Annotated in this window: 26 protein-coding genes; all 26 read left to right on the forward strand. The window is 39.4% G+C overall.

From position 1 onward, the window contains the following. Positions 1–41 precede the first annotated feature (41 nt). Complete coding sequence (locus KO561_RS09125) at positions 42–443, forward strand: hypothetical protein (RefSeq protein WP_231096792.1); 402 nt, start codon at positions 42–44, stop codon at positions 441–443. Positions 444–501: 58 nt separating this feature from the next. Continuing rightward, a complete protein-coding gene (locus KO561_RS09130; RefSeq protein WP_231096793.1) occupies positions 502–741 on the forward strand; it encodes a YlmC/YmxH family sporulation protein in 240 nt (79 codons plus the stop codon). A gap of 176 nt (positions 742–917) precedes the next feature. Further along, the gene (dpaA, locus tag KO561_RS09135; protein ID WP_231096794.1) at positions 918–1814 is read left to right on the forward strand and encodes a dipicolinic acid synthetase subunit A; all 897 of its coding nucleotides are present in this window, start codon (positions 918–920) and stop codon (positions 1812–1814) included. Between the two features lie 3 nt (positions 1815–1817). Continuing rightward, positions 1818–2405, forward strand: a complete 588-nt coding sequence (gene dpaB, locus KO561_RS09140) for a dipicolinate synthase subunit B (protein WP_231096795.1) — start codon at positions 1818–1820, stop codon at positions 2403–2405. Positions 2406–2584: 179 nt separating this feature from the next. Further along, positions 2585–3631: an aspartate-semialdehyde dehydrogenase gene (gene asd, locus KO561_RS09145; protein ID WP_231096796.1), complete on the forward strand. Its 1047-nt coding sequence runs from the start codon at positions 2585–2587 to the stop codon at positions 3629–3631. 19 nt (positions 3632–3650) lie between these two features. Beyond that, the gene (gene dapG / locus KO561_RS09150; protein WP_231096797.1) at positions 3651–4868 is read left to right on the forward strand and encodes an aspartate kinase; all 1218 of its coding nucleotides are present in this window, start codon (positions 3651–3653) and stop codon (positions 4866–4868) included. Positions 4869–4967: 99 nt separating this feature from the next. Continuing rightward, a complete protein-coding gene (dapA, locus tag KO561_RS09155) occupies positions 4968–5837 on the forward strand; it encodes a 4-hydroxy-tetrahydrodipicolinate synthase (RefSeq protein ID WP_231096798.1) in 870 nt (289 codons plus the stop codon). A gap of 103 nt (positions 5838–5940) precedes the next feature. Next, positions 5941–6561 carry an HAD hydrolase-like protein gene (locus tag KO561_RS09160; RefSeq protein ID WP_231096799.1) on the forward strand — a complete coding sequence of 207 codons (621 nt, stop codon included), beginning with the start codon at positions 5941–5943 and terminating at the stop codon, positions 6559–6561. A gap of 113 nt (positions 6562–6674) precedes the next feature. Next, positions 6675–6923 (forward strand): hypothetical protein, encoded by a 249-nt coding sequence (locus tag KO561_RS09165; protein ID WP_231096800.1) that lies wholly within the window; start codon positions 6675–6677, stop codon positions 6921–6923. 14 nt (positions 6924–6937) lie between these two features. After that, positions 6938–7408: a YjdJ family protein gene (locus KO561_RS09170; protein WP_231096801.1), complete on the forward strand. Its 471-nt coding sequence runs from the start codon at positions 6938–6940 to the stop codon at positions 7406–7408. 35 nt (positions 7409–7443) lie between these two features. Further along, positions 7444–8091 carry a hypothetical protein gene (locus KO561_RS09175; RefSeq protein ID WP_231096802.1) on the forward strand — a complete coding sequence of 216 codons (648 nt, stop codon included), beginning with the start codon at positions 7444–7446 and terminating at the stop codon, positions 8089–8091. 24 nt (positions 8092–8115) lie between these two features. Then, positions 8116–10104: an ABC transporter permease subunit gene (locus tag KO561_RS09180; protein ID WP_231096803.1), complete on the forward strand. Its 1989-nt coding sequence runs from the start codon at positions 8116–8118 to the stop codon at positions 10102–10104. An 81-nt stretch (positions 10105–10185) separates the two neighbouring features. Beyond that, positions 10186–10914, forward strand: a complete 729-nt coding sequence (locus tag KO561_RS09185) for a ClpP family protease (protein ID WP_231096804.1) — start codon at positions 10186–10188, stop codon at positions 10912–10914. Beyond that, positions 10911–11132 (forward strand): YlzJ-like family protein, encoded by a 222-nt coding sequence (locus KO561_RS09190; RefSeq protein WP_231096805.1) that lies wholly within the window; start codon positions 10911–10913, stop codon positions 11130–11132. Before KO561_RS09185 ends, KO561_RS09190 begins: the two co-directional genes overlap by 4 nt. A gap of 149 nt (positions 11133–11281) precedes the next feature. Then, positions 11282–13582, forward strand: coding sequence for an FtsK/SpoIIIE family DNA translocase (locus tag KO561_RS09195; RefSeq protein ID WP_231096806.1), 2301 nt, complete (start codon positions 11282–11284; stop codon positions 13580–13582). Positions 13583–14084: 502 nt separating this feature from the next. Next, positions 14085–14810 (forward strand): GntR family transcriptional regulator, encoded by a 726-nt coding sequence (locus tag KO561_RS09200; protein WP_231096807.1) that lies wholly within the window; start codon positions 14085–14087, stop codon positions 14808–14810. A 116-nt stretch (positions 14811–14926) separates the two neighbouring features. Then, positions 14927–16048, forward strand: a complete 1122-nt coding sequence (locus KO561_RS09205; protein WP_231096808.1) for a BMP family lipoprotein — start codon at positions 14927–14929, stop codon at positions 16046–16048. A 243-nt stretch (positions 16049–16291) separates the two neighbouring features. Then, positions 16292–17800: an ABC transporter ATP-binding protein gene (locus KO561_RS09210; RefSeq protein ID WP_231097084.1), complete on the forward strand. Its 1509-nt coding sequence runs from the start codon at positions 16292–16294 to the stop codon at positions 17798–17800. Further along, on the forward strand, positions 17800–18846 hold the full coding sequence (locus KO561_RS09215; RefSeq protein WP_231096809.1) for an ABC transporter permease: 1047 nt from the start codon (positions 17800–17802) through the stop codon (positions 18844–18846). Before KO561_RS09210 ends, KO561_RS09215 begins: the two co-directional genes overlap by 1 nt. Further along, positions 18847–19806: an ABC transporter permease gene (locus tag KO561_RS09220; RefSeq protein WP_231096810.1), complete on the forward strand. Its 960-nt coding sequence runs from the start codon at positions 18847–18849 to the stop codon at positions 19804–19806. Positions 19807–19963: 157 nt separating this feature from the next. Then, positions 19964–21253 carry an EF-P 5-aminopentanol modification-associated protein YfmF gene (yfmF, locus tag KO561_RS09225; RefSeq protein WP_231096811.1) on the forward strand — a complete coding sequence of 430 codons (1290 nt, stop codon included), beginning with the start codon at positions 19964–19966 and terminating at the stop codon, positions 21251–21253. Continuing rightward, positions 21246–22535, forward strand: coding sequence for an EF-P 5-aminopentanol modification-associated protein YfmH (gene yfmH, locus KO561_RS09230; protein ID WP_231096812.1), 1290 nt, complete (start codon positions 21246–21248; stop codon positions 22533–22535). Before yfmF ends, yfmH begins: the two co-directional genes overlap by 8 nt. 4 nt (positions 22536–22539) lie before the next feature. Further along, positions 22540–23253 carry an elongation factor P 5-aminopentanone reductase gene (gene ymfI, locus KO561_RS09235; RefSeq protein ID WP_231096813.1) on the forward strand — a complete coding sequence of 238 codons (714 nt, stop codon included), beginning with the start codon at positions 22540–22542 and terminating at the stop codon, positions 23251–23253. Between the two features lie 100 nt (positions 23254–23353). Then, on the forward strand, positions 23354–23614 hold the full coding sequence (locus tag KO561_RS09240) for a DUF3243 domain-containing protein (protein ID WP_231096814.1): 261 nt from the start codon (positions 23354–23356) through the stop codon (positions 23612–23614). 221 nt (positions 23615–23835) lie between these two features. Next, a complete protein-coding gene (locus KO561_RS09245) occupies positions 23836–24627 on the forward strand; it encodes a DUF3388 domain-containing protein (protein WP_231096815.1) in 792 nt (263 codons plus the stop codon). Positions 24628–24644: 17 nt separating this feature from the next. Beyond that, complete coding sequence (locus KO561_RS09250; protein WP_231096816.1) at positions 24645–25562, forward strand: RodZ domain-containing protein; 918 nt, start codon at positions 24645–24647, stop codon at positions 25560–25562. The last annotated feature ends 70 nt before the right edge of the window (positions 25563–25632 follow it).

Below are 25632 nucleotides of genomic sequence, written 5' to 3' on the forward strand. Positions count from 1 at the left end.
ACCTTCGTTTTTCGAATGGTGTGCTTTTTAGGAGTATTTCGATGTTTGGAATCATTACACTCATTTTGTATATTCTCGCTGTTTTTGCCTTGTTAAGAAACGAAAGGAGAAGCCTGAAGTGGATTGGGGTAGGCTATTATATTCTGTTATCCATTGTTTTCCTAATCGGTGATTTGTATATAACGGACAAATACCACTTGCACGAAGGGCCAGTTCCAGAACAAGGATTCGCCACACACATAGACTGGGTAAGTATTTTCGGATACTTCTTTATTATTCCGATGATATTCCTAATCGCCTACACGGGTTGGAAATGGTTGAAGTCCATCCGTTCAATAGGGTTGAGAATCTTTCTTAGGGTGTTGCTTATTACCCTACTATTAGGGATGGGGTACATATCTTTGTTTATATTTGTACTTATTTTTTATGGTTTTGCCCCGTAATCCGGCATAGGACTCGCTCTTTTGAATACATTTAGTAGGAGAAAGAGGAGGCGATGGAATGAGGTATCGTGACTTAAGCGGGAAAGAAATAGTCGACGTTCGCAACGGTTCCAGATTAGGAATGTTAGGTCAAACAGATTTGGAATTAAACGAGAAGACAGGGGAAATTGAATCGTTTATCGTTCCCAACTATAAATGGTTTGGGATGAAAAAAGAAGGCGATAACGTGCGGATGCATTGGAAAGATATTAATAAAATTGGGGACGACATGATTATCATTGATCCTAAAAATTCATAAGGTACAAACACAAAAAGGAGTACATCTGCCTATACTAGGTAGTGTACTTCTTTTTCTTTCGATAAAAAGACAGGGTAAGCATCCATTTTTCATGCATCAAGGACACTTGCAATTCACTTCATGCGATATCCTTCATATTATAAATTGTAAAGTTTAACTCCAGGTGAGGTGAAAACATGAAATCAGCCAAAAACATCGCAATTTTAGGCGGTGATGCAAGATATCTACAAATGATTAAACAATTATCCAAATCAGAGGATATACACATACAAGTAGTTGGGTTTGATCATTTAAACCAAGGATACACCGGTGTTAACCAGGTGGAAATGGAAGATTTACGTGTTTCTGAATTAGACGCGGTTATTCTTCCTATTCCGGGAACAGATGATCAAGGATTTATCGAAACCACTTTTTCGGATCAAAAGATTCAAATTACTCCAGAGTGGCTAAACCAGTTATCGAAGCATTGCGTTGTATTTAGTGGAATTGCTAATGATTATCTAATTGTAAATGTAAAAAAAGCTGGAGTTCGTCTTGTCCCACTAATGAAGCGAAATGATGTTGCCATCTACAATTCTATTCCAACTGTCGAAGGAACGATTATGATGGCAATTCAACACACAGACTTTACCATCCACAGTTCCAATGTTGTAGTTTTAGGTTTAGGAAGAGTTGGGATGAGTGTTGCAAGTAAGTTTTCAGCATTAGGTGCCAAAGTATTTGTTGGTTCGAGGAAGAAAGAAGATATCGCACGAAGTACCGAAATGGGATTAGAAGGTTTTCACATGAATCAGCTTTCTTCATATACTCCTAATTGTGACATTCTTATTAATACAGTACCGGCCAAAATAGTGACCGATGATGTCATTAAACCGATGATGGCACATGCTTTGATCATTGACCTAGCCTCAAAGCCTGGTGGAACCGATTTTGAGTATGCTGATAAAAGAGGAATTAAGGCCATTCATGCATTAGGCTTACCAGGCATTGTGGCTGCGAAAACAGCAGGGGAAATACTTGGTACAGTAATTGAGCAGGTCTTAAAGGAACATCAAGAAGAAAGGGGTCTTTAAGATATGTCGTTAAAAGGGAAACGTATTGGTTTTGGGTTAACAGGATCTCATTGCACGTATGAAGCAGTGTTTCCACAAATTGAAAAGTTAGTGGAACAAGGTGCAGATGTGGTCCCAGTTGTGTCTTATACGGTACAGAACACAGACACGAAATTTGGAAAGGCAAAAGATCACCTTCAACGAATAAGAGAGATTACTGGTAAGGATTTAATTACGGCCATTCCGGAAGCAGAGCCTTTAGGTCCTGCAGCTCCGTTAGATTGCATGGTTATCGCTCCATTGACTGGAAATTCGATGAGTAAATTGGCAAATGGTCTAACCGATAATCCAGTTTTAATGGCAGCAAAGGCTACCATTCGTAATGGGAATCCGGTGGTATTAGGCATTTCAACGAACGATGCACTAGGTTTAAACGGGGTAAACTTAATGAGACTTATGGCAACGAAATTAATTTATTTCATTCCGTACGGTCAAGATGATTATATTAAAAAACCGAATTCCATGGTGTCTGACATGGAATTGTTATCCGACTCAGTCGAAGAAGCTCTAGAATTCAAGCAAATTCAACCCGTTATTATCGAGAGAATGTAATCAAAATGACCCTTTCTGTACCTTACTAGTGTAAGAGTATGTTAGAATATATTATTATTACGTGTTCAAAAGGAAGATAAAAGCGGGGAATCGTTTCAAGCGATTTTCCCGGACTTTTTGAACATCCTTTATTTATGAAACTATTACACTAGTAAGAAAAAAGAGAGGAGAAATTTTTAGTGGAAAATCAAAATGGCTATCATGTTGCCGTTGTTGGCGCAACAGGAGCAGTTGGACAAAAAATGTTGGAAACATTAGAGAAAAAGAACTTCCCAATGGAAAGCTTAACTTTACTTTCATCCAGCCGTTCCGCTGGTAAAAAAATAAATTTTAAAGGTGAGGAGTATGTCGTACAAGAAGCGAAACCAGAAAGCTTTGAAGGCATACAAATTGCTTTATTCTCAGCAGGAGGCTCTGTATCGAAACAGCTTGCTCACGAAGCGGTAAAAAGAGGCGCAGTTGTTATCGATAACACAAGTGCGTTCCGTATGGATAAAGATGTTCCATTAGTTGTTCCAGAAGTCAACGAAGAGGACTTGAAAAATCATAATGGAATCATTGCAAATCCAAACTGTTCTACGATTCAAATGGTAGCAGCATTAAAACCGTTACAAGATGCATATGGTCTTTCAAGAATCATTGTGTCTACGTATCAAGCGGTTTCAGGTGCAGGTACGATTGCAACTGATGAATTACACAACCAATCACGCGATATGTTAGAAGGAAAAGAAGCAAAAGCGGAAATCCTTCCTGTTAAAGGCGATAAAAGGCATTTTCCAATTGCTTTTAACGCACTTCCTCAGATCGATGTATTCCAAGATAACGGATATACGTTTGAGGAAATGAAAATGATTAATGAGACGAAGAAAATTATGCACGCGCCAGAGCTTCAGGTTTCAGCTACGTGTGTTCGTCTTCCGATTGTTACTTCTCATGCAGAAAGTGTCTATATTGAATTGGATCAAGAGGGTTTAGAGGTTGCAGATTTACACAAAGCACTACAATCAGCAGACGGTGTCGTATTAGAGGATAATCCTTCTGAGCAAGTATATCCGACTCCACTTAGTGCAGCTAATAAGAGCGACGTGTTCGTTGGACGTGTTCGAAAAGATTTAGATAACCCGAAAGGTTTCCATTTATGGGTAGTATCCGACAACCTTCTAAAGGGAGCAGCGTGGAATTCTGTACAAATCGCAGAAAGTCTTATCAAAAATAATTTGCTGTGAAATTAGAGGTGTCTTATAAATGAAATTATTAGTACAAAAATTTGGTGGAACGTCCGTTCAAAATACAGAAACACGCGCGAATGCGATTGAGCATATAAAATCAGCCGTTTTAGAAGGCTATAAAGTGGTTGTTGTGGTATCTGCCATTGGTAGACATCCACAGCCTTACGCAACAGACTCCTTACTGGAGCTTGTTGGATTTCCGAACACGAATATTAGCAAACGCGAACAGGATTTACTTTTGTCCTGTGGAGAAACGATTTCGTCCGTCGTTTTTTCTAATGAATTAAAAGAACAAAGCTTGTCATCGATAGCATTAACAGGTGCGCAAGCAGGATTTGTTACGAGTAAAGACTTCACAGAAGCAAAAATTAAAGCGATGGAAGTCGGCAGGGTACGAAAAGAATTAAAAGAACATGATGTGGTAGTCGTGGCTGGATTCCAAGGTGCCACCGAAGATGGAGAAATCACGACAATTGGTAGAGGCGGTAGTGATACTTCTGCAGCTGCACTGGGCGCGGCCCTCGACGCAGACTATATTGATATCTTTACCGATGTAGAAGGTATTATGACCGCGGATCCAAGAGTGGTTGAAGATGCACAGACATTGGATGTTGTGACATATTCAGAAATCTGTAACTTAGCTTATCAAGGGGCTAAGGTCGTGCATCCACGTGCAGTAGAAATTGCAATGCAGGCGGAAGTGCCAATGCGTGTAAGGTCTACCCATTCGAAGGATACTGGTACTTTGGTTACTTCTTCAAGAGATGATGTGAAAGGAAAAGACATTCCTGACCGTCTTGTAACTGGTATTGCCCATATGTCAGGTATCACACAAATCAAAGTGGAAGCCAATGAAGAACCATATCACCTACAGTCCGAGGTATTTAAAGTGATGGCGGAAGCAGGTATTTCTGTTGACTTTATTAACATCTCTCCAACTGGAGTGGTGTACACCATCCCAGAAATTTATACAGAAGATGCAGTTGAGCTATTAGATAAGTTAGGATACAAGCCATTTCTAGAGAAGAATTGTGCAAAAGTATCTGTTGTTGGTGCAGGAATGACAGGAGTGCCAGGGGTAACGGCTAGAATCGTGCAAACCCTAACAGATGCCGGCGTGCAGATTTTACAATCCGCAGATAGTCACACCACGATTTGGGTCCTTATTCGTCAGGATGACCTTGTTCCAGCTGTCAATGCCCTTCATCAAACATTTGAATTAAATGTTCAATAAATGAAAAGATAATAGTTAGATAAGAAAGAGGATACGGTCTAATACTGTATCCTCGTATCTACCTACCCTGCATGAAGCGTATGAAAGGGGAACAGAAGAATGTACTTTGGTAAGGTTTTAACAGCGATGGTTACCCCGTTTGATGGCGAGGGGAACCTAGATTTAGATCGAACAACAGAATTGGTGAACTACCTTTTAGATAATGGCACAGATGGATTGGTTGTTGCGGGGACGACTGGAGAATCTCCAACGTTATCCCACGCCGAGAAATTATCCTTATTTAAGCATGTAGTGGAAGTGGTTGACAAACGGGTTCCGGTCATAGCGGGTACTGGTAGTAACAATACAGAGGCTAGTATAAAGCTTACGAAGGAAGCAGAGGCTGTTGGGATTGACGCTGCTTTACTAGTGACACCATACTACAATAAACCAAGTCAGCAGGGTCTTATTCAGCATTTTAATGAAGTGGCCAATCAAACGACATTACCAATCATGCTTTATAACATTCCAGGTCGATCCGTTGTTCGCATACAGCCAGAAACGGTGATAGAGCTTGCCCAGACTTCAAATATTGTCTCCATTAAAGATTCGACTGGTGACTTAGATGCTATTTCTTCTATAATTGAAAGTACTCCAGACGATTTTTCTTTATATAGTGGGGACGATAGTTTAACCTTACCAATCTTATCGATTGGAGGAGAAGGTATTGTATCCGTTGCTTCTCATGTCATTGGCCAACAATTGCAAGAGATGGTAACGGCTTATGAACAAGGAAATGTAAAAGAAGCGGCTAACATGCACCGTAAACTTCAACCGATTATGAAAGGCATGTTTATTGCACCATCGCCAACCCCTGTGAAAGCTGCATTAAAAGCAAAAGGCTTGGATGTAGGTAATGTTCGATTACCGCTTATTGATCTATCTTCCGAGGAACAAAAGCAATTATTTGAGATACTATCATGGATATGATGGAGAATTAGAAACGATGACTTTTTTAGAGAAGTCATCGTTTTTGTTTATTAAAAGGAAAGTGCTGGTAAGTATCGAAATGGATAGGGAGGAGGAATGCAATATGGTTAAATATGTGTTATTTGATTTTGACGGAACGTTAGCAGATTCTAGAAATGTATTCATTTCAGCATGGAATCAATTGTCTGATGAATATCGTTTCAAAAAAATACGACATGAGGACCTAGATGAACTACGAGGAATGACGATTAAGGAAAGAAGTAAACGATTGAACTTTCCGATGGTAAAAATGCCTGTTGTTCTCTCAAAACTTTATCAATGTTATCAGAAATCCATTGATGACATTCTTTTATACGATGGTGTTAAAGAGTTGTTAGAGACATTAGAGAAGGAAGGGTATCAGCTTGCGGTCTTATCTTCTAATAAAGAAGATGTGATTAAAGCTTTTTTACAAAAACACCAGATTAATTCAATTCCAACCATAGTGTGTTCCAGTAAAATATTCGGAAAAGACAGGTTGATGAAGAAATTTATGCGAGATCATAAGGTTCGTGCTTCTCAGATTCTATACATAGGCGATGAGCATAGGGATATTGTTGCTTGTCGAAAGACTGGAATAAAAGTAGCTTGGGTGAGCTGGGGCTATGATTCCATGGAAGTTGTCAAACGAGAGAAACCAGATTTCATTGTAAACAAGCCGGAAGATATTTTACAAATAATCTAATATCGTTCATGGTTGGTAGTATAAATTCTGGAAATAACCTTTCATTTATTACATAATACGATACAATAAGAAAGGGAAAATATCCCATTAAAGAAAAGCCGAGGAGGATTTGGATGAGCAAATATAGTTGGTTATCACTCATTCTATTCATAGGTAGTGTCTTTTTCTTTTTTCTATTTAAAGGACCGAATGCCGATCTTTTATTAGGTGTTATTGTATTTGGTGTATTATCAATTGCTGGAATCATTTGTTCCATCTTGACAAAGCGCTGGGCTTGGATTATCGGAGGAGGTTTAGTGCATGGAGGAGTATTAGGCTTTTCTTACACCCTTTTATTAGCTGGTGGAATTGCTGGTTTCTAAGGAGATGAATGTACATGAAATATATGTTCTCATACGGTTTAGCAACCATTGTTTTTGTATTGTCAACGTTCGTAAGCTGGTATGAAGGAAGTGCGATAAGATCAGACCCATGGGAATGGACATATACGGCACTTTTTTCAAAGTGGTGGAATGGAGAAATCACGAGTAGTGCAGATATCGTGCAGCTGGATCACTTTCTTTATGCAGCTAAGTTTACGCCTATTTTTCCCTTCCTCATGTTCATCAGTTTCAGCTTTATTGTGGCTATGACTACCTATTTATCTCTGAAAGGGAGACGTAGAGGCTTGATAGGGAGCTTTATATGTATCGGTTTGGCGTATATGTTTATCGGCATTATGCTTACAAATGCAACGACAGATGGTGGCCAATTATTCCAGTATGGTTCTTTTAGTATGGGCTTTATATATTTGTTAAGTTTGGTCCTTTTTAAAAGACATAATAGGGAGTCTATTCCCGTTCATTAATTATTTCCTATTTAATATATGGAAGGGTGAATTTGGTGAAGGAACAAAGAATGTTCTGGTTTTCAGTTGCGGTCTGTTTGACCTTGTTTATCGTTATCGGATTTAGCTCTCAAATTCTTCCAGCAAACTCTTCAGATTCACTTGCAATAATTTCAGCGAAGCCAAACTCAGACTATAATCAAACATTTGAAGAACTGGGAATGGGGGTGGTTTATGATTTTCAGATGACTCTTCCACAGGCCGATGAAACATGGGTAAAGATTTGGGTTGACGCGTATCAAAGTGGTAAGGAAATACAGTCCAATCCTGTTGGAGTATTGTCTTACGGATTAAGCCCAAATGAATATGAAGAAGGGCACATAGGTTTAGCCCTTGTAGAGGAAGAAGGGGGAAATCCGTTGCTGGTTCTTTATGCGCCTGGAGTAAAAACGTTACCTAGTCAGCTTTCCATTCCTTTGGATATTGTAGCTGGGGGAAACATAACCGATTATGCTATTGGCATGGAGGACATTCATCTAACGGAAGGAGAAACGAAGTTATTAGCTGTCCATAGAACCGTTAAGGATTCTGCTCATCTTATGGATTGGAATGATGCCACGGCTAGGCAGACCATGATTCAAGAGTCAGAGACCGCCCTTCTTCTAAAAATAAAAGTAGCTAAAGAAATGCCTGAAACAAAATAAATATTGTTAAAAGTGGTGTAGTACATGAGGTTTTTAAGTATTTTTATTCATTATATACTTAGTATCTTTGGTCTCGTTGTTGTAAGCTGTCTTCCTGTATTTTTTAAGAATTCTTTTCCGGAAAGTTTAACGGTTTTTGCAGAGAATGTTAGTACTGTCATTTCTTCTTTCTTTCAACCATCTGAATGGTACTATCATCAAAGAATTAATTACATGGAAATAGTGGAGCGACCGATCTTTTCTTTCTTGATGGAACATTATCTTTATTCGATGACGATTCTTTTATCCGCACTTTTTATCGCATTAGCAGTAGGATTTTTGTTAGCAATTGCTAGCTTTCAAGCTCCGGCAAGATGGAAACGATTTATTCAAAATCTATTGAATAGTCTAGAAGCGTTACCTGATGTACTGTTTCTATTCCTTCTGCAGATGCTAGTCGTTTGGGTTTACAAATGGTCTGGTCTTCTTCTTTTTCCATTTGTGGAATTAGGAGATGAACGTATTTATTTATCTCCGATACTTTCATTGGCCATATTACCATCGGTCTTATTTTTTAAAGTTATTTTCCTTTTGTTAGAGGAAGAATGGGGAAAGGATTATGTAGTGCTTGCTCGAAGCAAAGGACTATCTAATTTTAAGATCATAACCTTGCATTGTATTCGTAACATCAAACAAAGGTTACTTATACAATCTAAACCAATCATTTGGGCCACTTTATCTAGCCTACTCGTTATTGAATATTTACATGGAATATATGGGATTGTAAATTTTGTCTTTTACGATTCCCGCCCGTTTACGATGTCCATAGCACTTCTTATGATTTTTACTCCGTTTTTCCTTATATACCGCACGCTAGAATGGGTAGTTGCTTTGGATGGAGATAAGCTAGATGATCATTATGCGAAAATGTACCGGAGGATTGCGGTTACATCAGGAACATCCCCACTGCAGATAAATGGGAAAAAACACCTTGTTTCCATAAAAAATATGTGTAAAGACCTATCTAAAAAGCCAAAATTTTGGTTTGGAATCACCTTTATGTTATCCGTTACGGCCTGGAGCTTTATACACAGTGCAACGCACCATCCAGATGTTGAATTGTTTGGGATTTTCCACGATGAGACTGGTCAATTACAAGCACCGCCGCATCCACCAGGTGCTCTATTATTAGGGTCAGACCCCTACGGTTACCCAATCTTAGATATGTTAATTAAGGGTGCAAAATATACGGTTCTCGTATCTGTCTTCATTGCTTTCTGCAGAGTAGGGATTGCCTACTTATTAACAATACCTTATATGTTTTGGTTTGGGAAAAGAGTAAAACAAGCCATTAATAGACTCGCTGATGGAATGCAGTTCCTACCTTTAACATTGATTGCCTATATTTTGTTATTTCCTGTTGTTATTTTTTCTGATGGACAAAAAGAGCTTGCTGAAAGTCTGATGATACCGAATATGATATTAGAAATAGTCATCTTAATCCTTTTTGTTATCCCAGTTTTGCTGAATACATTAGGGAGAGAAGCTACTCAACTATTGAAGAGTGAATCCATTCAAGCAGCAGTTCTCTTAGGCGCTAGTAAGAGTCGAATTTTCTTCACTCATATCACTTCTCACCTATTGCCTCGGATGGTCTATTTAATGGGACAGCAAATGATTCAAGTGTTACAGGTATTGGTACATCTAGGTGTATTAGGTATTTTCTTAGGTGGGACTATATTAGGAGATCGAGCCGCACAATCCTTAACTAATGAGTGGACCTCGATGTTTGAATTATTGAGGGTAGGAATAGTGACGAAGCAGTACTGGTTTGTTGTGCCTGTACTTATGCTTTATGCTTTACTCATATACTCCATCCAAGCAGTCACTAGGAGCGCCCTTGATGTTCAACAAGCTAAAGTTGGCTTGGTAGCCAAATATTCGTCACACAAAAAGTTTCAAGGATGGAATACAGAAAAAGATACAGTATCAATGGAACGAAGCCCGGATGCCTTTACGTTCATGAATCGCTAAATCCTTCCATCTATCCTTTGTATGTAACCGGTATGGCTTGTTCATACTAACAAGTAAGTTCAAGAAAGGAGCGTGCAAAGGATGGAGAAAGAAAATCAAAATCCGGAAGAACAAAATCAGGATTCTCCACAAGGATCATCACTTGTTCAAAAAATTCAACAGCTGGGGCAGTCGAACGTGGCGCAAGCTCCAGAGTCTAATATTCATGTATTATCGATTATTGGTCAAATTGAAGGGCATGTCCAATTACCACCCCAAAATAAAACGACGAAATACGAGCACTTAATTCCACAAATTATCGCGATCGAGCAAAATCCAAAAATTGAAGGATTGCTCGTCATTTTGAATACTGTTGGTGGGGATGTAGAAGCAGGACTTGCCTTATCTGAGATGATTGCATCGATATCGAAACCCACTGTGTCGATTGTTTTAGGGGGAGGTCACTCGATCGGTGTCCCAATTGCAGTATCCACGGATTATTCGTATATTGCACCAACCGCTACAATGACCATTCATCCGATTCGATTAACAGGACTCGTAATTGGGGTTCCACAAACATTTGAGTACTTAGATAAAATGCAGGAGCGGGTCATTCAGTTTGTAATGAATCACTCCAATATTTCTGAAGAGAAATTTAAAGAGTTGATGTTCGAAAAAGGAAATTTAACGAGAGATATCGGAACCAATGTAGTCGGTACAGATGCTGTACAATACGGTTTAATTGATTCCATCGGCGGAGTAAAAGAAGCGATGGCAAAGTTAAATGAGATGATTGAATCCGAGCAAGAAGGAGATGAACTCATTCAATGATTTTGTACACGCCTTTAAGTCAGGAAGACATTTTCCCTGAAGATCAGAAGTCGTACCTAGGTCAAGAAATTGTTCAAGTAGATGGAAAAGCGGTATGTGCGAAGAAGCGTGAAGATGGAAGCTATGAGGTCATTCAGCTTTTATCGACGAATCCGAATGATTTTCTTGTGCAAAATTTTCAGCCAGGCTCTATTTTTACGACAAATGATGCTAGATAAGCCCTCACCAAATGGTAAAAATATGATATAATAAACTCGTCTTATATAGTCGACGTTTAATTCTATAACCCTTGTCAGCGCATATGGCAAGGGTTTATCATATGGCAGGAAATGAAAGCAGCAAGGACATTAGCTTAGGGGTGAAGGGCATGGCGAAAAGAAGAAAAAGTAAAAAGAAGCAACCCCAAATAAAACAACAGATAAAGTTTGAATTACTTGGGATCTTATTTGTGTTTCTTGCTATCTTTGGGAGTGGGGCAAGTACGATAAGCTCTGGACTTATTCCATCAGGATTAGAAAATGTGTTTCGCTTTTTATTCGGGATATGGTATTTTGTAGCGTCCTTGTTTTTAACATGGGTGGGATTGTATTTCATGATTAAGCGAAAATCTCCTTTCTTTTTACATAAAAAAATGACAGGGTTTTATTTTATTTTTTTAGGGATTCTGTTACTAACACATATTCAGTCGTTTGAAGCGTTATTGTTGGAATCTGTAGAACCTTCGATTATAAAAACGACATGGGGCCAGTACTCCGCATTCTTGGATGGGGAAGTTCCTTCTACGAATCTAGGAGGAGGCATGGCAGGCGCTATTTTATTTGCTTTTAGTTATTATTTATTTTCTTCCGCAGGAGCCAAGATCGTCTCCGTGTTTTCCATCTTCATTGGCGGCTTGTTCATGACAGAATTCTCAATTGGCGATTTCCTTGTGAAACGTTGGACAGGCTTAAAAGAAGGAATAAAAAAAGCGAAGGAATCCATTCAAAATAGTTTAGCCAACAAGAAAGAAAAACGAAAAGAAAAGAAAAACGAAGAGTCCAAGGTGGAGATTGAAACACAGCAGCCTACTCCAGATGAAATACCTGTGGAAACATTTAATGTAGATGTCCAAGAACCGGATTATCCGGACATTGCTTATTCTACAGATGTAACAAAGCAAACGCGAACGAAGAGTTCAAAAGAGGTAAAGAAGGAAGAGGATGATGACATCGGGACATCCCTACCGATGGCGGAGACGGAGAATTTTGATTATAAACTGCCTTCGATGGAATTGTTGTCTGAGCCGGTTCATAATACGCAACATCAAGAAAGATCACAAATTCAGGCAATTGTTAAGAAGCTAGAGAGAACCTTTCATAGTTTTGGAGTTAAAGCAAAAGTAACCAAGGTACACGTTGGACCGGCGGTTACGAAGTATGAAGTGTACCCAGATGTTGGGGTAAAGGTAAGTAAAATTGTGAATCTACATGATGACTTAGCTCTAGCACTTGCAGCAAAAGATATTCGGATAGAAGCACCCATTCCAGGAAAATCCGCAGTAGGGATTGAAGTTCCGAATCAGGAAGTAGCAACGGTATCAATGCGAGAGGTATTGGAAACGAAGCAGACACACCAAGGGTCTAAGCTCTCCTTCGTGTTAGGTCGTGATATCTCTGGGGAAGCTGTGATGGCAGAGCTGAATAAAATGCCACACCTTCTGGTAGCCGGGGCAACGGGAAGTGGGAAAAGTGTCTGTATTAATGGCATTATTACGAGTATCTTAATGCGAGCTAAACCTCACGAAGTCAAAATGATGATGATTGATCCGAAAAAAGTAGAATTGAATGTGTACAATGGAATTCCTCATTTATTGGCACCAGTTGTCACGGATGCGAAGAAAGCTTCGAGGGCACTAAAAAAGGTTGTTTCCGAGATGGAAAGGCGATATGAGTTGTTTTCCGATACCGGTACGAGAAATATCGAAGGATACAACGAATACATCAAAAAACATAATCAACGCGAAGGGGATACCCAGCCTTTGCTTCCATACATTGTAGTTCTTGTCGATGAGCTAGCAGACTTAATGATGGTAGCTTCCGGTGATGTAGAGGATGCGATTACGAGACTAGCACAAATGGCAAGAGCAGCAGGAATACATCTTATTATCGCGACCCAAAGACCATCTGTTGATGTTATAACAGGGGTCATTAAAGCAAATATTCCATCAAGAATTGCCTTTAGCGTCTCCTCCGCAACAGACTCTAGAACGATTCTAGACTCTGGTGGAGCAGAAAAACTTTTGGGTAGAGGGGATATGTTATTTATTCCAGTCGGATCCTCGAAGCCAACGAGAATTCAAGGCGCTTTTCTGTCAGATGAAGAGGTGGAACGTATTGTTGACCACTGTATTGATCAACAGAAAGCTCAATATCAGGAAGACATGATTCCTGAGGAAACAAGTGAAGTTCAACAAGAGGTGGAAGACGAGTTGTTCGATGATGCGGTTCAAATGATCGTAGAGATGCAGAGTGCTAGTGTATCGATGTTGCAACGAAGATTCCGTATTGGTTATACGAGAGCTGCACGATTAATTGACGCTATGGAAGACAGAGGAATTATCGGTCCATATGAAGGAAGTAAACCAAGAACGGTACTCGTGTCAGATGTATCTGAAGAAAAATCCTCTTAATGGATTATAAACGAACAATCAGGACAACCCTATGGAGGGTTGTCTTTTTTGTTGCTTAGCAGGAAATTATAAAATTGGCTATGTGTGGATAACATATATCGACAGCCACGTCCAGCTCCAGCGCCCCGAGCTTTTGTTCTTAACGTGGTTCTAGTGGTACTCTTTTTGGAATCTTAAGGTAAGTAGATTTAGGGAATGGATTTCGGAACACGGTTATCTTTTACCTGCGGTGGAAGTTAACTTAGTCTGCGCTTCCTTTTTAAAATCTATAAAGAAAAAGTGGTTTTCTTGGCTGTTCTTACTCGTTCTTCTCGGTCTCTGTTACTCTAATGGAGTAAAGGGAATGGGAATAGTGTAACACTATGGACAAAAAGTCTTACATCTATTCCAATATTTTTCCCTAATTTCTATTTATTTATGACAGTAAAAGTGTTATATTTATTTCGGACAATCAGTCATACGTCAGAGGTCAGTTCTCTCGAGCAAACGTAGGAGGAACAGCATGTCAATAAAAGCCGATACTCGTCATTTGTACTTACAGGTCATTGATCAAATGAAAAAAGACATTGAAGCTGGAGTTTATGGGGAAAAAGAAAAACTTCCTTCCGAATTTGAACTCTCAAAAAAGCTCGGTGTCTCTAGAGCAACTTTGCGTGAAGCATTACGACTGCTAGAAGAAGATAATATCGTAACGCGTCGACACGGAGTTGGTACGTTTGTGAACTCAAAACCTATCTTTTCCTCAGGGATTGAGCAATTAAACAGTGTAACGGATATGATTATTCGTTCAGGACGTAAACCTGGGTCTCAATATTTATCCACAGAAGTTGTTAGTCCAACCGAGGATGATAGAGAACGATTTTCTCCAAAACATGTTGACTCCTTAGCCAAAATAGAAAGAGTTCGAACAGCAGATGGACAACCAGTCGTCTATTGTATCGATAAAGTGGACGAATCATTGATTCCATTGGATCAAGTCCACAACCAAGACTCCATATTTCAAATACTAGAGGATTATAGTAACAAAGAAATAAGTTATGCAGTAACGTACATAGAACCAGTAGGCTATCATGAGATTATTTCACCTGTACTAAATTGTGAGCCGGACCAGTCGTTGCTTTTATTGAAGCAAATGCACTATACAGATGATGATGAACCTGTTCTTTATTCATCCAATTATTTTAGGTCCGATGTGTTCAGTTTTTATGTTTTAAGAAAAAGACCTTAAAGAGCTGGACATAATAAAAAAGGGTCTTTTTAGGAGGTGATTAATACATAACGTTTGTATGAAAATCTGCAAGAAATTCCACACTAGTTCTAAATAACATTATGGGGGTTTTAGTTATGAAAAAGAATCGTTTTCTATTAGTTTTAGCGATGCTATTGGCTGTTGGATTATTTTTAGCAGCTTGTGGTTCTTCTGATGATAAGGAAGAATCAACTGGTAACGAAGGTGGATCTGATAACGGAGGAGAAGGTACGGAAGAAGCTAGCTCCGATTTCAGTGTAGCAATGGTTACGGACGTAGGTGGGGTAGATGATAAATCATTTAACCAATCTGCGTGGGAAGGTATTAAAGCTTTCGGTAGTGAACATGGATTTGAAAAAGGTGCTGGGTTTGATTACGCACAATCTTCACAAGATGCAGATTATCTTCCAAACCTTAACCGTCTTGTTCAACAAGACTATAACCTAATTTATGGAATTGGTTACAAACTTGCAGAAGCACTAAGTGAAGTTGCAAAGCAAAATCCTGAAACAAACTTCGCTATTGTTGACTCTGTAGTAGAAGGCGACAATGTTGCAAGTATTACTTTTAAAGAACACCAAGGATCTTTCCTAGCAGGTGTTGCTGCAGCAATGAAAACTACATCTAACAAAGTAGGATTCGTTGGTGGGGAAGAAAGCCCACTTATTAAAAAATTCGAAGTCGGATTCCGTGCAGGTGTTCAATCTGTAAATCCTGATATCGAAGTAGAGGTTCAATATGCGGAATCATTCGCAGATGCTACAAAAGGAAAAGCGATTGCAGCAAACATGTATGATAATGGTATAGACGTAATTTACCACGCTTCTGGTGCTACTGGTAACGGTGTGTTCGCGGAAGCTAAAGATATCAAAAACAATGATCCAGATGCTCAAGTATGGGTAATCGGTGTAGACCGTGACCAATACGAAGAAGGACAAATTGGTGATCACAACGTCACCCTAACTTCTATGGTTAAGCGTGTTGACGTTGCTGTACAAGACGTTGCTCAAAGAGCAATGGATGGAGACTTCCCAGGTGGAGAAGTGCTTGAGTACGGTATTAAAGAAGATGGTGTTGGTGTAGCAACTACAAACGAAGAAGCTTTCACAGAGGAAATTGCAACTTCTGTAGATGAGTGGAAACAAAAAATCCTTGATGGGGATGTTGAAGTACCTGCTACAGAAGATGAATTAAAAACATACCTTGATTCACTTTAATGATTAGGAAAAAGGCTAGAGTTATCTAGCCTTTTTCCATCAACTCAAAAATCTGCAAATGAAGAGTTAGTTCCGGCCTTTTCATTTGGTGATTTTTTGGTCTCCTTACAAGGGTGAAGGGAATTGCCAGAGAAAAGCAAGGTGCAATTATTCATTTTTATTAAAGTTTGAAAAGAATGGATTAACTCATAAAAGAGATGGGACAAGTTAGGAGTGAGAGCTTTGGAAAACTATGTGATAGAGATGTTGAATATCCGTAAAGAATTTCCAGGCATTGTAGCCAATGACAATATAACCATTCAACTTAAGCAAGGCGAAATTCATGCTTTGTTAGGAGAGAATGGGGCAGGAAAATCAACACTCATGAACGTTTTATTTGGCCTTTATCAGCCGGAAAAAGGGGAAATGCGTGTCCGTGGGGAAAAAGTAAACATTACAGATCCGAACGTTGCAAACGACTTAGGGATCGGGATGGTACACCAACACTTTATGCTTGTCGATACCTTTACGGTTACGCAAAACATTATCTTAGGTAGCGAGCCGAAAAAAATGGGTACAATCGACATGAAGAAAGCAGAAAAAGATGTAGCAGAGCTTTCAGAGCGTTATGGATTAAAGGTGGATCCAACTGCCAAGATTCGTGATATTTCTGTTGGAATGCAGCAACGTGTGGAAATTTTGAAAACGCTATATCGTGGTGCGGAAGTGCTTATTTTGGATGAACCGACAGCAGTTCTTACACCACAAGAAATTAAAGAGCTCATGGAAATCATGAAATCTTTAGTCAGTGAAGGTATTTCTATTATCCTCATTACTCATAAACTAAAAGAAATTTTGGAATCATGCGACCGTTGTACTGTAATCCGTAAAGGACAAGGGATTGGAACGGTAGATGTTTCGGAGACCGATGAAAATGAATTGGCATCTCTCATGGTAGGAAGAGAAGTAAGCTTTAAAACCGAAAAGGCACCGGCAAATCCAAAGGAAGCTGTGTTGAAAGTTGAAGGCCTTTGGGTGAAAGACGCTCGTACCGTGGATATGGTTAAAGGACTTAACCTTGAAGTAAAAGCAGGTGAAATAGTTGGGATTGCTGGGGTAGATGGAAATGGTCAAACCGAGTTAATCGAAGCTATTACAGGGCTAACAAAAGTTCAGTCAGGTGACGTAACATTAAATGGGAAAAACATTACGAATTTATCCCCAAGAAAAGTGACTGAGTCTGGTGTTGCGCACATCCCGCAAGATAGACATAAATTTGGTTTAGTACTTGATTTTCCAATTGGAGAGAACATGGTGCTTCAAACCTATTACCAAAAGCCGTTTGCTAAAACTGGGGTTCTTTCGTTTGCGAACATTTATGACCATGCTAGGAAATTGATTAGTGAATATGATGTTCGTACACCTAGTGAATACACACAAGCAAGAGCGTTATCTGGTGGGAATCAGCAAAAAGCGATTATTGCTCGTGAGGTAGATCGCTCACCAGATCTATTAATCGCTGCACAACCAACTAGAGGTTTGGATGTAGGGGCGATTGAATTTATTCATAAAAAATTAATCGAAGAAAGAGATAAAGGGAAAGCCGTTCTACTTGTCTCTTTTGAATTAGATGAAATCATGAATGTGAGTGACAAGATTGCAGTAATGTTTGACGGACAAATCGTGGCAAACGTGAAGCCAGAAGAGACAAATGAACAAGAATTAGGTCTCTTGATGGCTGGTAGTAGGCAAGTGAAAGAAGGTGGCAACTAATGTTTTCTAACAAAACATTTAATCTAATTGTTCCAATTATATCCGTATTACTTGGGCTACTTGCTGGTGCAATTATCATGCTTGTATTTGGTTATAACCCTGTTGAAGGGTATATTGCACTATGGAATGGTGCTTTTGGCAGCAACTACTTCTTTGGGGAAACGATTCGTCAAGTTACCCCATACATTTTTACAGGTTTATCGATAGCTTTTGCCTTTCGTGCTGGTTTGTTTAACATTGGTGCTGAAGGACAAGTAATTGTTGGTTGGTTGGCTTCTGTTTGGGTAGGGGCCGCATTTGATGCACCAATGATTATCCATCTTCCACTTGCTATTATTGCGGCGGCATTGGCAGGAGCGCTTTGGGGATTTGTCCCAGGTTTATTAAAAGCAAAGCTTGGTGTTCATGAAGTTATTATTACAATTATGATGAACTACATTGCGTTACATGTTTCCAATGCTCTGATTCGAGATGTGCTAACGGACAGTGGAGACAGTACCGATCAAATTAAAGAATCTGCTTCCTTAGCATCCAATTGGTTAATGGAGCTGACTGGTTATTCTCGTCTTCATTATGGAATTATTTTGGCACTTTTTGCTGCCTTCTTTGTATGGTTCTTGCTTGAGAAAACGACTCGAGGCTATGAGCTACGATCTGTAGGTTATAACCAACATGCCTCCGAATACGCGGGTATGAACGTAGGAAGAAATATTATTTTATCTATGGTCATTTCCGGTGGTATAGCAGGACTAGCTGGTGCAATGGAAGGATTAGGAACGTTTGGCTATATGCCAACACACTCTGCCTTTACGAACTTAGGTTTTGACGGTATCGCCGTAGCCTTATTAGGTGGTAACAACGCCTTTGGGGTTGTTATAGCTGCTTTCTTATTCGGGGTTTTAAAAATTGGTGCTTTGAATATGCCAACAGCTGCGGAAGTCCCATCTGAGCTGGTAGAAATCGTAATTGCATTGATTATTTTCTTTGTAGCTTCTAGCTACATTATTCGTTGGACATTACTTAAGTTTAAAAAGGAGGGGAAATAAATGGCTTTCTTTGACGTCTTACAATCGATAATCCCAATTGCCTTATTCTATTCCGCCCCTCTTATTTTCACCGCGTTAGGTGGAGTATTTAGTGAAAGATCTGGTGTTGTTAATATTGGGTTAGAAGGGTTAATGGTTGCCGGAGCATTTGTTGGAATCGTCTTTAATCTTACCTTCGATGAAACCTTTGGAAGTGCAACTCCATGGATTTCCATTTTTGTAGCGATGATAGTGGGAGCTATCTTTTCCCTTGTACACGCTGTGGCATCTGTTTCATTCCGTGCCGATCAAGTAGTAAGTGGGGTAGCTATTAACTTTTTAGCACTAGGGTTAGGGGTATTCCTAACGAAACAATGGTATGGAAAAGGGCAAACCGATATGGTAGACGAACCTTTCTATTCCACAGATATTCCAATATTAGCGGATATTCCAATTCTGGGCCCACTTTTCTTTAATGGTATTTATGTCACGTCTTATGTCGCCATTGCCTTTGCCTTTTTAGGCTGGTTTGTTCTTTACAAAACTCCATTCGGTTTAAGACTTCGTTCGGTTGGGGAGCACCCTATGGCAGCTGATACGAATGGAATTAACGTTAATCGCATGCGTTATATCGCTGTTATGATTTCCGGAGCGTTAGGTGGATTAGGTGGGGCCGTGTTCGCGTTAACGATTGCTTTTAACTTCTCACAAGCAACGATTGTTGGACAAGGGTTCATGTCTTTAGCTGCTGTAATTTTTGGAAAGTGGCATCCGCTTGGTGCTATGGGAGCAGCATTATTCTTTGGTTTCGCACAAAGCTTGAGTGTAATCGGGTCAGGAATTCCACTATTGGAAAATGTTCCTGCCGTTTATTTAACAATTGCGCCATATGTATTAACGATTTTAGCGTTAGCTGGATTCATTGGCCGTGCGGAAGCACCTAAAGCGAACGGACAGCCATATATAAAAGGAAGTCGCTAACCTTCCTATTAAGGGACTCGGTATTTGTTACCGGGTCTCTTTTTCGTTAAAATGGCAATAGGTGCAAATGTTTCCAACTTCTCATCTACAATCATGGGATAGATTTACTTATAATTTAAATACTAAGAAGTATATGTGACTTAAGGGAGGATTTATAATGCAGGAAGTGCAAGAGAAAACCACTACAGGCCAGGGTTATAACTTACACGTTATTCAAAGCACGAAATATAAAACCGTTAATATCGTCGTAAAATTTAAAGCACCATTAGAAAGGGAGACGATCACGAAACGAGCGATCCTTCCTTATGTGCTTCAGCAGGGCACGGAGAAAAATCCGAATGCTAGAAGCTTGCGCCAAGCTTTGGATGCCTTATATGGTGCTGTTCTAAGTATTGATGGTTCCAAAAAAGGAGAGCAGCACATCTTGACTGCTCGCTTAGAGGTTGCGAATGAAGCGTACTTAACTAATGAATCAAAGTTGTTAGATCAAGCGGTCCAACTTTTAAGTGAAATCGTCTTTAAACCGAAGACGGATGGGCAAGCTTTTGACACAAAGATTGTCAATAGGGAAAAAGAAACTTTAAAACAAAAGATGGAAGCCATTAAGGATGACAAGATGAGCTATGCGAATATGCGGTTAATGGATGAGATGTGTAAAGAGGAGCCTTACCACTTACACGTGCATGGTTATCAAGAAGATCTAAATTCTTTAGATGAATCCTCTCTGTATCAGTATTATCACCAGCTTCTACAAGAGGATCAAATGGATATTTATCTACTTGGTGATTTTTCAAACAAACAAGTGGAAGATATTGTACATCGTCACTTTGATCGAAAGGATACGGCCAGTCAACGGGAGCAAACAGCTCCAAAACAAAAAGATATTACAAAAGTGCAAGAGATCGTCGACCAAGAGGATGTGCAGCAAGGAAAGCTCCACCTCGGTTACCGGACTAACATCACGTACAATGATTCTGATTATGCAGCTTTGCAAGTGTTTAATGGAATATTCGGAGGGTTTCCGAGTTCCAAGTTATTTATTAATGTTCGTGAAAAAAATAGTTTAGCTTATTATGCAGCATCTAGAGTGGAGAGCCATAAAGGATTATTACTCGTATTTAGTGGTATCAATCCAGCTGATTATCAAAAAGCGAAAGACATTATGCTTGAGCAGATGGAAGCTATGAAGCAAGGAGAATTTACAGAACAGCAAGTAGAGGAAGTGAAAAGTCTCGTAGTCAGTCAATTCTTAGAAACGATGGATCATCCTGTAGGTTTGATTGAAGTCATGTATCATCAGGTCATTGCAGGATCAGACATAAATCCGAACGAATTGTTAGAACAAGTGAAGCAAGTGAAGAAGGAAGACGTCGTTCGCGCTGCAAACAAAGTGGATTTGGATACGGTGTATTTCTTAACAAGCAAAGGGGGATGTGTTGATGCATAAGACAACATACGAGCAATTAAAAGAGACCATTTACTCCGAGAAATTAGACAATGGACTACAAGTCTTTTTGCTTCCAAAACCAGAAATGGCAAAAACATATGGCATCTTCTCAACTAATTACGGATCGATTGACCAAACCTTCGTACCTCTTGGAAAAGAAGAGATGATTACCGTTCCGGATGGAATTGCCCATTTTTTAGAGCATAAATTGTTTGAAAAAGAAGATCGAGACGTATTTCAGGATTTCACGAAGCAAGGTGCTTCTGCGAATGCTTATACGTCCTTCACGAAAACAGCTTACTTGTTCTCCGCAACCAGCAATATTGATAAAAACGTGGAGACCTTGTTAAATTTTGTGCAAGAACCGTATTTCTCTGAAAAGTCCGTAGAGAAGGAAAAAGGTATCATTGGTCAAGAGATTACGATGTATGATGACCAGCCGGACTGGCGTTCTTTTTTTGGTACAATTCAAAGTCTTTACCATCATCACCCCGTTCAAATTGATATTGCTGGTACGATTGATTCCATCGCGAAAATCACAAAAGAAGACTTATATACGTGCTATGAAACGTTCTACCATCCATCCAATATGACGTTCTTTGTAGCTGGAAACTTTGATCCGGAGTCTATGATGGCTTTGATTAAAGATAATCAGTCGAAAAAAAGCTTTACGGACCAAGATCCAGTGAAAAGAAGCTTTCCAGAGGAACCGAATACGGTTGCAAAAGAAAAACACGTGATTGAAATGCCTGTTTCCGTATCCAAATGCCTGGTTGGGATTAAAGAAGAAATGAATCATAAAGATGCTGATGATTTCTTAACCTCTGATTTGTTAACAGAAATGTTATTGGATCACTATTTTTCAAAAAGTGGTGCGTATTATCAAGAATTGTACGAACTCGATTTAATCGATAATAGCTTCCAATTCGAAACGAATTTGGAGAAGAACTTTGGATTTAGCATTGTAGGTGGAAATACGAAAAAGCCTGATCAATTAGCGGACAAATTACAAGAAATGTTATTAAATATGAGGAACCAACCATTAACGGAAGAAGAGTTTGATATTATGAAGCGAAAACAAATTGGTCATTTCTTTAGAGCTATGAATTCTTTGGAGTTTATCTCGAGTCAATTCATTCACTACCATTTGTCAGGCATAGACTTTTTCGAGATTTTACCACGAATCGAGGCTTTGACTGTACAAGAAGCCAATGAGTTTTTAAACCATTGGGTATCGGAGGAACGAATTGCGGTCTGCCAGGTAGTTCCAGCAAAGGGGTAACAGAATGGGGAACGTGCTTATTATTGGTGCAAGTGGGGATATTGGAGCAGCAATTGCAACACGATTGGCGGAAAATGGGCATCAATTAATATTACATTATAATCGAGGTCGTGAAAGAGTAGAACAATTAGTATCTACTCTTCCTGAACATTGTGTATTAAAGGTCATTAACGCTGATTTGCAAAAAGATGAAGGGATTAATAACTTTTTAAAAGAAATACAAATGTCTGTTCATTCCATCGTTTTTTCAAGTGGAAGCAGCCATTTTGGCATGTTTCAGGATACTACAGAGGAAGAAATGGACCAGATGCTCACTCTTCATGTAAAGGCGCCTTGGCAAATTACGAAACATTTTCTACCAGACATGGTGAAAATAAAATCTGGTCATATTGTTATGATCTCGTCGATTTGGGGCGAGGTAGGGGCAAGCTTTGAGGTCATTTACTCGACCGTTAAGGGAGCGCAGAACAGCTTTGTGAAAGCATTAGCCAAAGAAGTCGCCATGTCGGGCGTTTCGGTCAATGGTATAAGCCCAGGCTTTATTGACACGAAAATGAACCAACATTTATCGGAAGAAGAGCGGCAAGAAATTATCCAAAACATTCCGATAAATCGCCCAGGGAAACCGGATGAAGTTGCCCATGTCACAGCCTTCTTATTAGACGGTCGTTCGAGTTATATCCAAGGCGAAATCATTCGGGTAAGTGGGGCATGGTAGTTCGCTCTTACTTTTTAAAAATTACAACCTCCCTCATGTATAAGGATCTTATTATGTCACATCCTATGGATGAACGTTCAACTACAAGGAGGGGTCATGAATGTCTGTACTAGACAACTTTGAATCTTGGAAGGACTTTCTTGGTGATCGTTTACACCAAGCTGAAGGTCAAGGAATGAACCAGAACACGATTGGTGATATTGCTTACGAAATTGGTGACTACCTTGCAAAGCAAGTAGATGCCAAAAACGACCAAGAAGCTGTTCTTCGAGATCTTTGGAATGCTGCTTCTAAAGAAGAGCAACATTCTATCGCGAATATCATGGTCAAAATGGTTCAAAACGACGGAACTGGCAGATAATAGAAACAGGAGAACCCTTGTTTAGATACAGGGGTTCTTCTTTTATACGGAACAAATTCATTTGCTAAGTCTACTTAATCATGCATTTTTTGTTCATCGTCATCTATTCCTGTAGAAAAATGCGAATAATGTCCTTTTCTTATGTGATATAATCATTTATGATGAAAAGGGAGCATAAATTTTCCAATATGAACGAATGATGAAAGGAAGGAGTTTTCTTAATGGAGAAAACAGAATGGTATCTCGAGTACGAAATTCAACATAATCGACCAGGCCTGCTTGGGGATATCTCTTCCTTATTAGGGATGCTTTCCATTAATATCATTACGATCAATGGTGTGGAAAATTCGCGAAGAGGGATGCTACTTTTATCTCGCAAAGATGAGCAAATTACACGCTTAAAATCCATCTTAGATACGATGGATACCATAAATGTAATTAAGTTGCGGAAACCAAAGCTACGAGATCGATTAGCTGTTCGGCATGGACGTTATATACATAGTGATGTAGACGATAAAAAGACTTTTCGATTTGTGCGAAGTGAATTGGGACTTTTGGTTGATTTTATGGCTGAATTATTTAAGAAAGATGGGCACAAACTAATTGGTATTAGAGGAATGCCTAGAGTTGGAAAGACCGAGTCTATCGTTGCCTCCAGTGTCTGTGCTAACAAACGATGGTTGTTCGTATCTAGTACGTTGTTAAAGCAGACTATTCGTAATCAATTGATTGAAGACGAATATAACGATGATAATTTATACATCATTGATGGGATTGTATCCACACGTCGAGCTAGTGAAAAACATTGGGAGCTTGTGCGTGAGATTATGCGATTGCCATCTACAAAAGTTGTAGAGCACCCGGACATTTTTGTCCAACAAACGGAGTATAAATTAGATGATTTCGATTATATTATCGAATTGAGAAACGAGGAAGACGAAGAGATAAAATATGATTCCATTGAGAAACCAAGTGTTGAACAACAAGATGGCTTTTCAATGTTTGATTTTTAAAATGGACGGTGTTTAGTATGGAAATAGGAGCAAAGCTGAAAGAAGCTAGAGAAGCGAAAAATTTATCCTTAGATGATATCCAGAAAGTGACTAAGATTCAAACTCGCTACTTGCAGGCGATAGAAAAAGGGAATTTTAGTGCCATGCCTGGTAGTTTTTACGTTCGTGCTTTTGTAAAAGAATATGCGACTGCTGTTGGGCTCGATGCAGAGGTCTTCATGGAGGAACATGCCTCAGAGTTACCGAAGGCTACTAATGAAAGCTCCGTTCAGTATTCGAGAGTGCGTAGTAGGGGGGAAGCAACCTCTTCCAAGAGTCCGGCCATTTTTTCATTTTTACCGACTGTTATAGTCGTATTGCTAATCCTTGGTATATTGTTTCTCGTCTGGTTCTTCAGATCTAATGGTAATGGCGATGCAGATCCAGAACAAGTGGATACTGGGGGGCCAGATGAGGTATTAGTAGAGGACACGGGCTCTGATTCAGAAGAACAACCAGAAGAGGCACCGGACGAAGCCACAGAAGGTGACGAAGGTGGAGAAACTACCGACGGGGAAACGAATCAATCGGAGGAGCCAGCGAACGAACCACAATTAAAACTTGTTGAAGAAACAACGGATGATGGGGAAGGCGTCTCAACCTACGACTTAATAAATGCGGATGATACTATTCAACTTGTATTAAATACCGATAAAGAACATTGGCTGGAAGTAGAAAATGATAAAGGGAAAAGCTTTTATAACGCGATGTTTGCATCGAACAATGCTCCGCTTGAATTGGATGTAACGGGAGAACAAAGAGTGCATCTTCGATTTGGTAATCCGAGAGACTTGCAAATAACCGTAAATGGCGTTTCCTTACAACTTCCAGAGACTGTCGAGAATGGACAAATCCATCAAGTTTGGATTAATCTTAATGGAAGTGCAGCTGAATAAATATTAGTAGCAAACCCTTTCCGCTGAAATGGAAAGGGTTTGACTTACGTACATATGTTGACAGGAGGAA

The organism is Radiobacillus kanasensis (assembly GCF_021049245.1).
Classification (GTDB): Bacteria; Bacillota; Bacilli; order Bacillales; family Amphibacillaceae; genus Radiobacillus; species Radiobacillus kanasensis.

Excerpts from the sequence above, each read along its gene's own strand:
- KO561_RS09125 (WP_231096792.1), top strand. The coding sequence starts at position 42 with ATGTTTGGAATCATTACACTCATTTTGTATATTCTCGCTGTTTTTGCC.
- KO561_RS09130 (WP_231096793.1), top strand. The coding sequence starts at position 502 with ATGAGGTATCGTGACTTAAGCGGGAAAGAAATAGTCGACGTTCGCAAC.
- dpaA (WP_231096794.1), top strand. The coding sequence starts at position 918 with ATGAAATCAGCCAAAAACATCGCAATTTTAGGCGGTGATGCAAGATAT.
- dpaB (WP_231096795.1), top strand. The coding sequence starts at position 1,818 with ATGTCGTTAAAAGGGAAACGTATTGGTTTTGGGTTAACAGGATCTCAT.
- dapG (WP_231096797.1), top strand. The coding sequence starts at position 3,651 with ATGAAATTATTAGTACAAAAATTTGGTGGAACGTCCGTTCAAAATACA.
- dapA (WP_231096798.1), top strand. The coding sequence starts at position 4,968 with ATGTACTTTGGTAAGGTTTTAACAGCGATGGTTACCCCGTTTGATGGC.
- KO561_RS09160 (WP_231096799.1), top strand. The coding sequence starts at position 5,941 with ATGGTTAAATATGTGTTATTTGATTTTGACGGAACGTTAGCAGATTCT.
- KO561_RS09165 (WP_231096800.1), top strand. The coding sequence starts at position 6,675 with ATGAGCAAATATAGTTGGTTATCACTCATTCTATTCATAGGTAGTGTC.
- KO561_RS09170 (WP_231096801.1), top strand. The coding sequence starts at position 6,938 with ATGAAATATATGTTCTCATACGGTTTAGCAACCATTGTTTTTGTATTG.
- KO561_RS09180 (WP_231096803.1), top strand. The coding sequence starts at position 8,116 with ATGAGGTTTTTAAGTATTTTTATTCATTATATACTTAGTATCTTTGGT.
- KO561_RS09185 (WP_231096804.1), top strand. The coding sequence starts at position 10,186 with ATGGAGAAAGAAAATCAAAATCCGGAAGAACAAAATCAGGATTCTCCA.
- KO561_RS09190 (WP_231096805.1), top strand. The coding sequence starts at position 10,911 with ATGATTTTGTACACGCCTTTAAGTCAGGAAGACATTTTCCCTGAAGAT.
- KO561_RS09195 (WP_231096806.1), top strand. The coding sequence starts at position 11,282 with ATGGCGAAAAGAAGAAAAAGTAAAAAGAAGCAACCCCAAATAAAACAA.
- KO561_RS09200 (WP_231096807.1), top strand. The coding sequence starts at position 14,085 with ATGTCAATAAAAGCCGATACTCGTCATTTGTACTTACAGGTCATTGAT.
- KO561_RS09205 (WP_231096808.1), top strand. The coding sequence starts at position 14,927 with ATGAAAAAGAATCGTTTTCTATTAGTTTTAGCGATGCTATTGGCTGTT.
- KO561_RS09210 (WP_231097084.1), top strand. The coding sequence starts at position 16,292 with ATGTTGAATATCCGTAAAGAATTTCCAGGCATTGTAGCCAATGACAAT.
- KO561_RS09215 (WP_231096809.1), top strand. The coding sequence starts at position 17,800 with ATGTTTTCTAACAAAACATTTAATCTAATTGTTCCAATTATATCCGTA.
- KO561_RS09220 (WP_231096810.1), top strand. The coding sequence starts at position 18,847 with ATGGCTTTCTTTGACGTCTTACAATCGATAATCCCAATTGCCTTATTC.
- yfmF (WP_231096811.1), top strand. The coding sequence starts at position 19,964 with ATGCAGGAAGTGCAAGAGAAAACCACTACAGGCCAGGGTTATAACTTA.
- yfmH (WP_231096812.1), top strand. The coding sequence starts at position 21,246 with ATGCATAAGACAACATACGAGCAATTAAAAGAGACCATTTACTCCGAG.
- ymfI (WP_231096813.1), top strand. The coding sequence starts at position 22,540 with ATGGGGAACGTGCTTATTATTGGTGCAAGTGGGGATATTGGAGCAGCA.
- KO561_RS09240 (WP_231096814.1), top strand. The coding sequence starts at position 23,354 with ATGTCTGTACTAGACAACTTTGAATCTTGGAAGGACTTTCTTGGTGAT.
- KO561_RS09245 (WP_231096815.1), top strand. The coding sequence starts at position 23,836 with ATGGAGAAAACAGAATGGTATCTCGAGTACGAAATTCAACATAATCGA.
- KO561_RS09250 (WP_231096816.1), top strand. The coding sequence starts at position 24,645 with ATGGAAATAGGAGCAAAGCTGAAAGAAGCTAGAGAAGCGAAAAATTTA.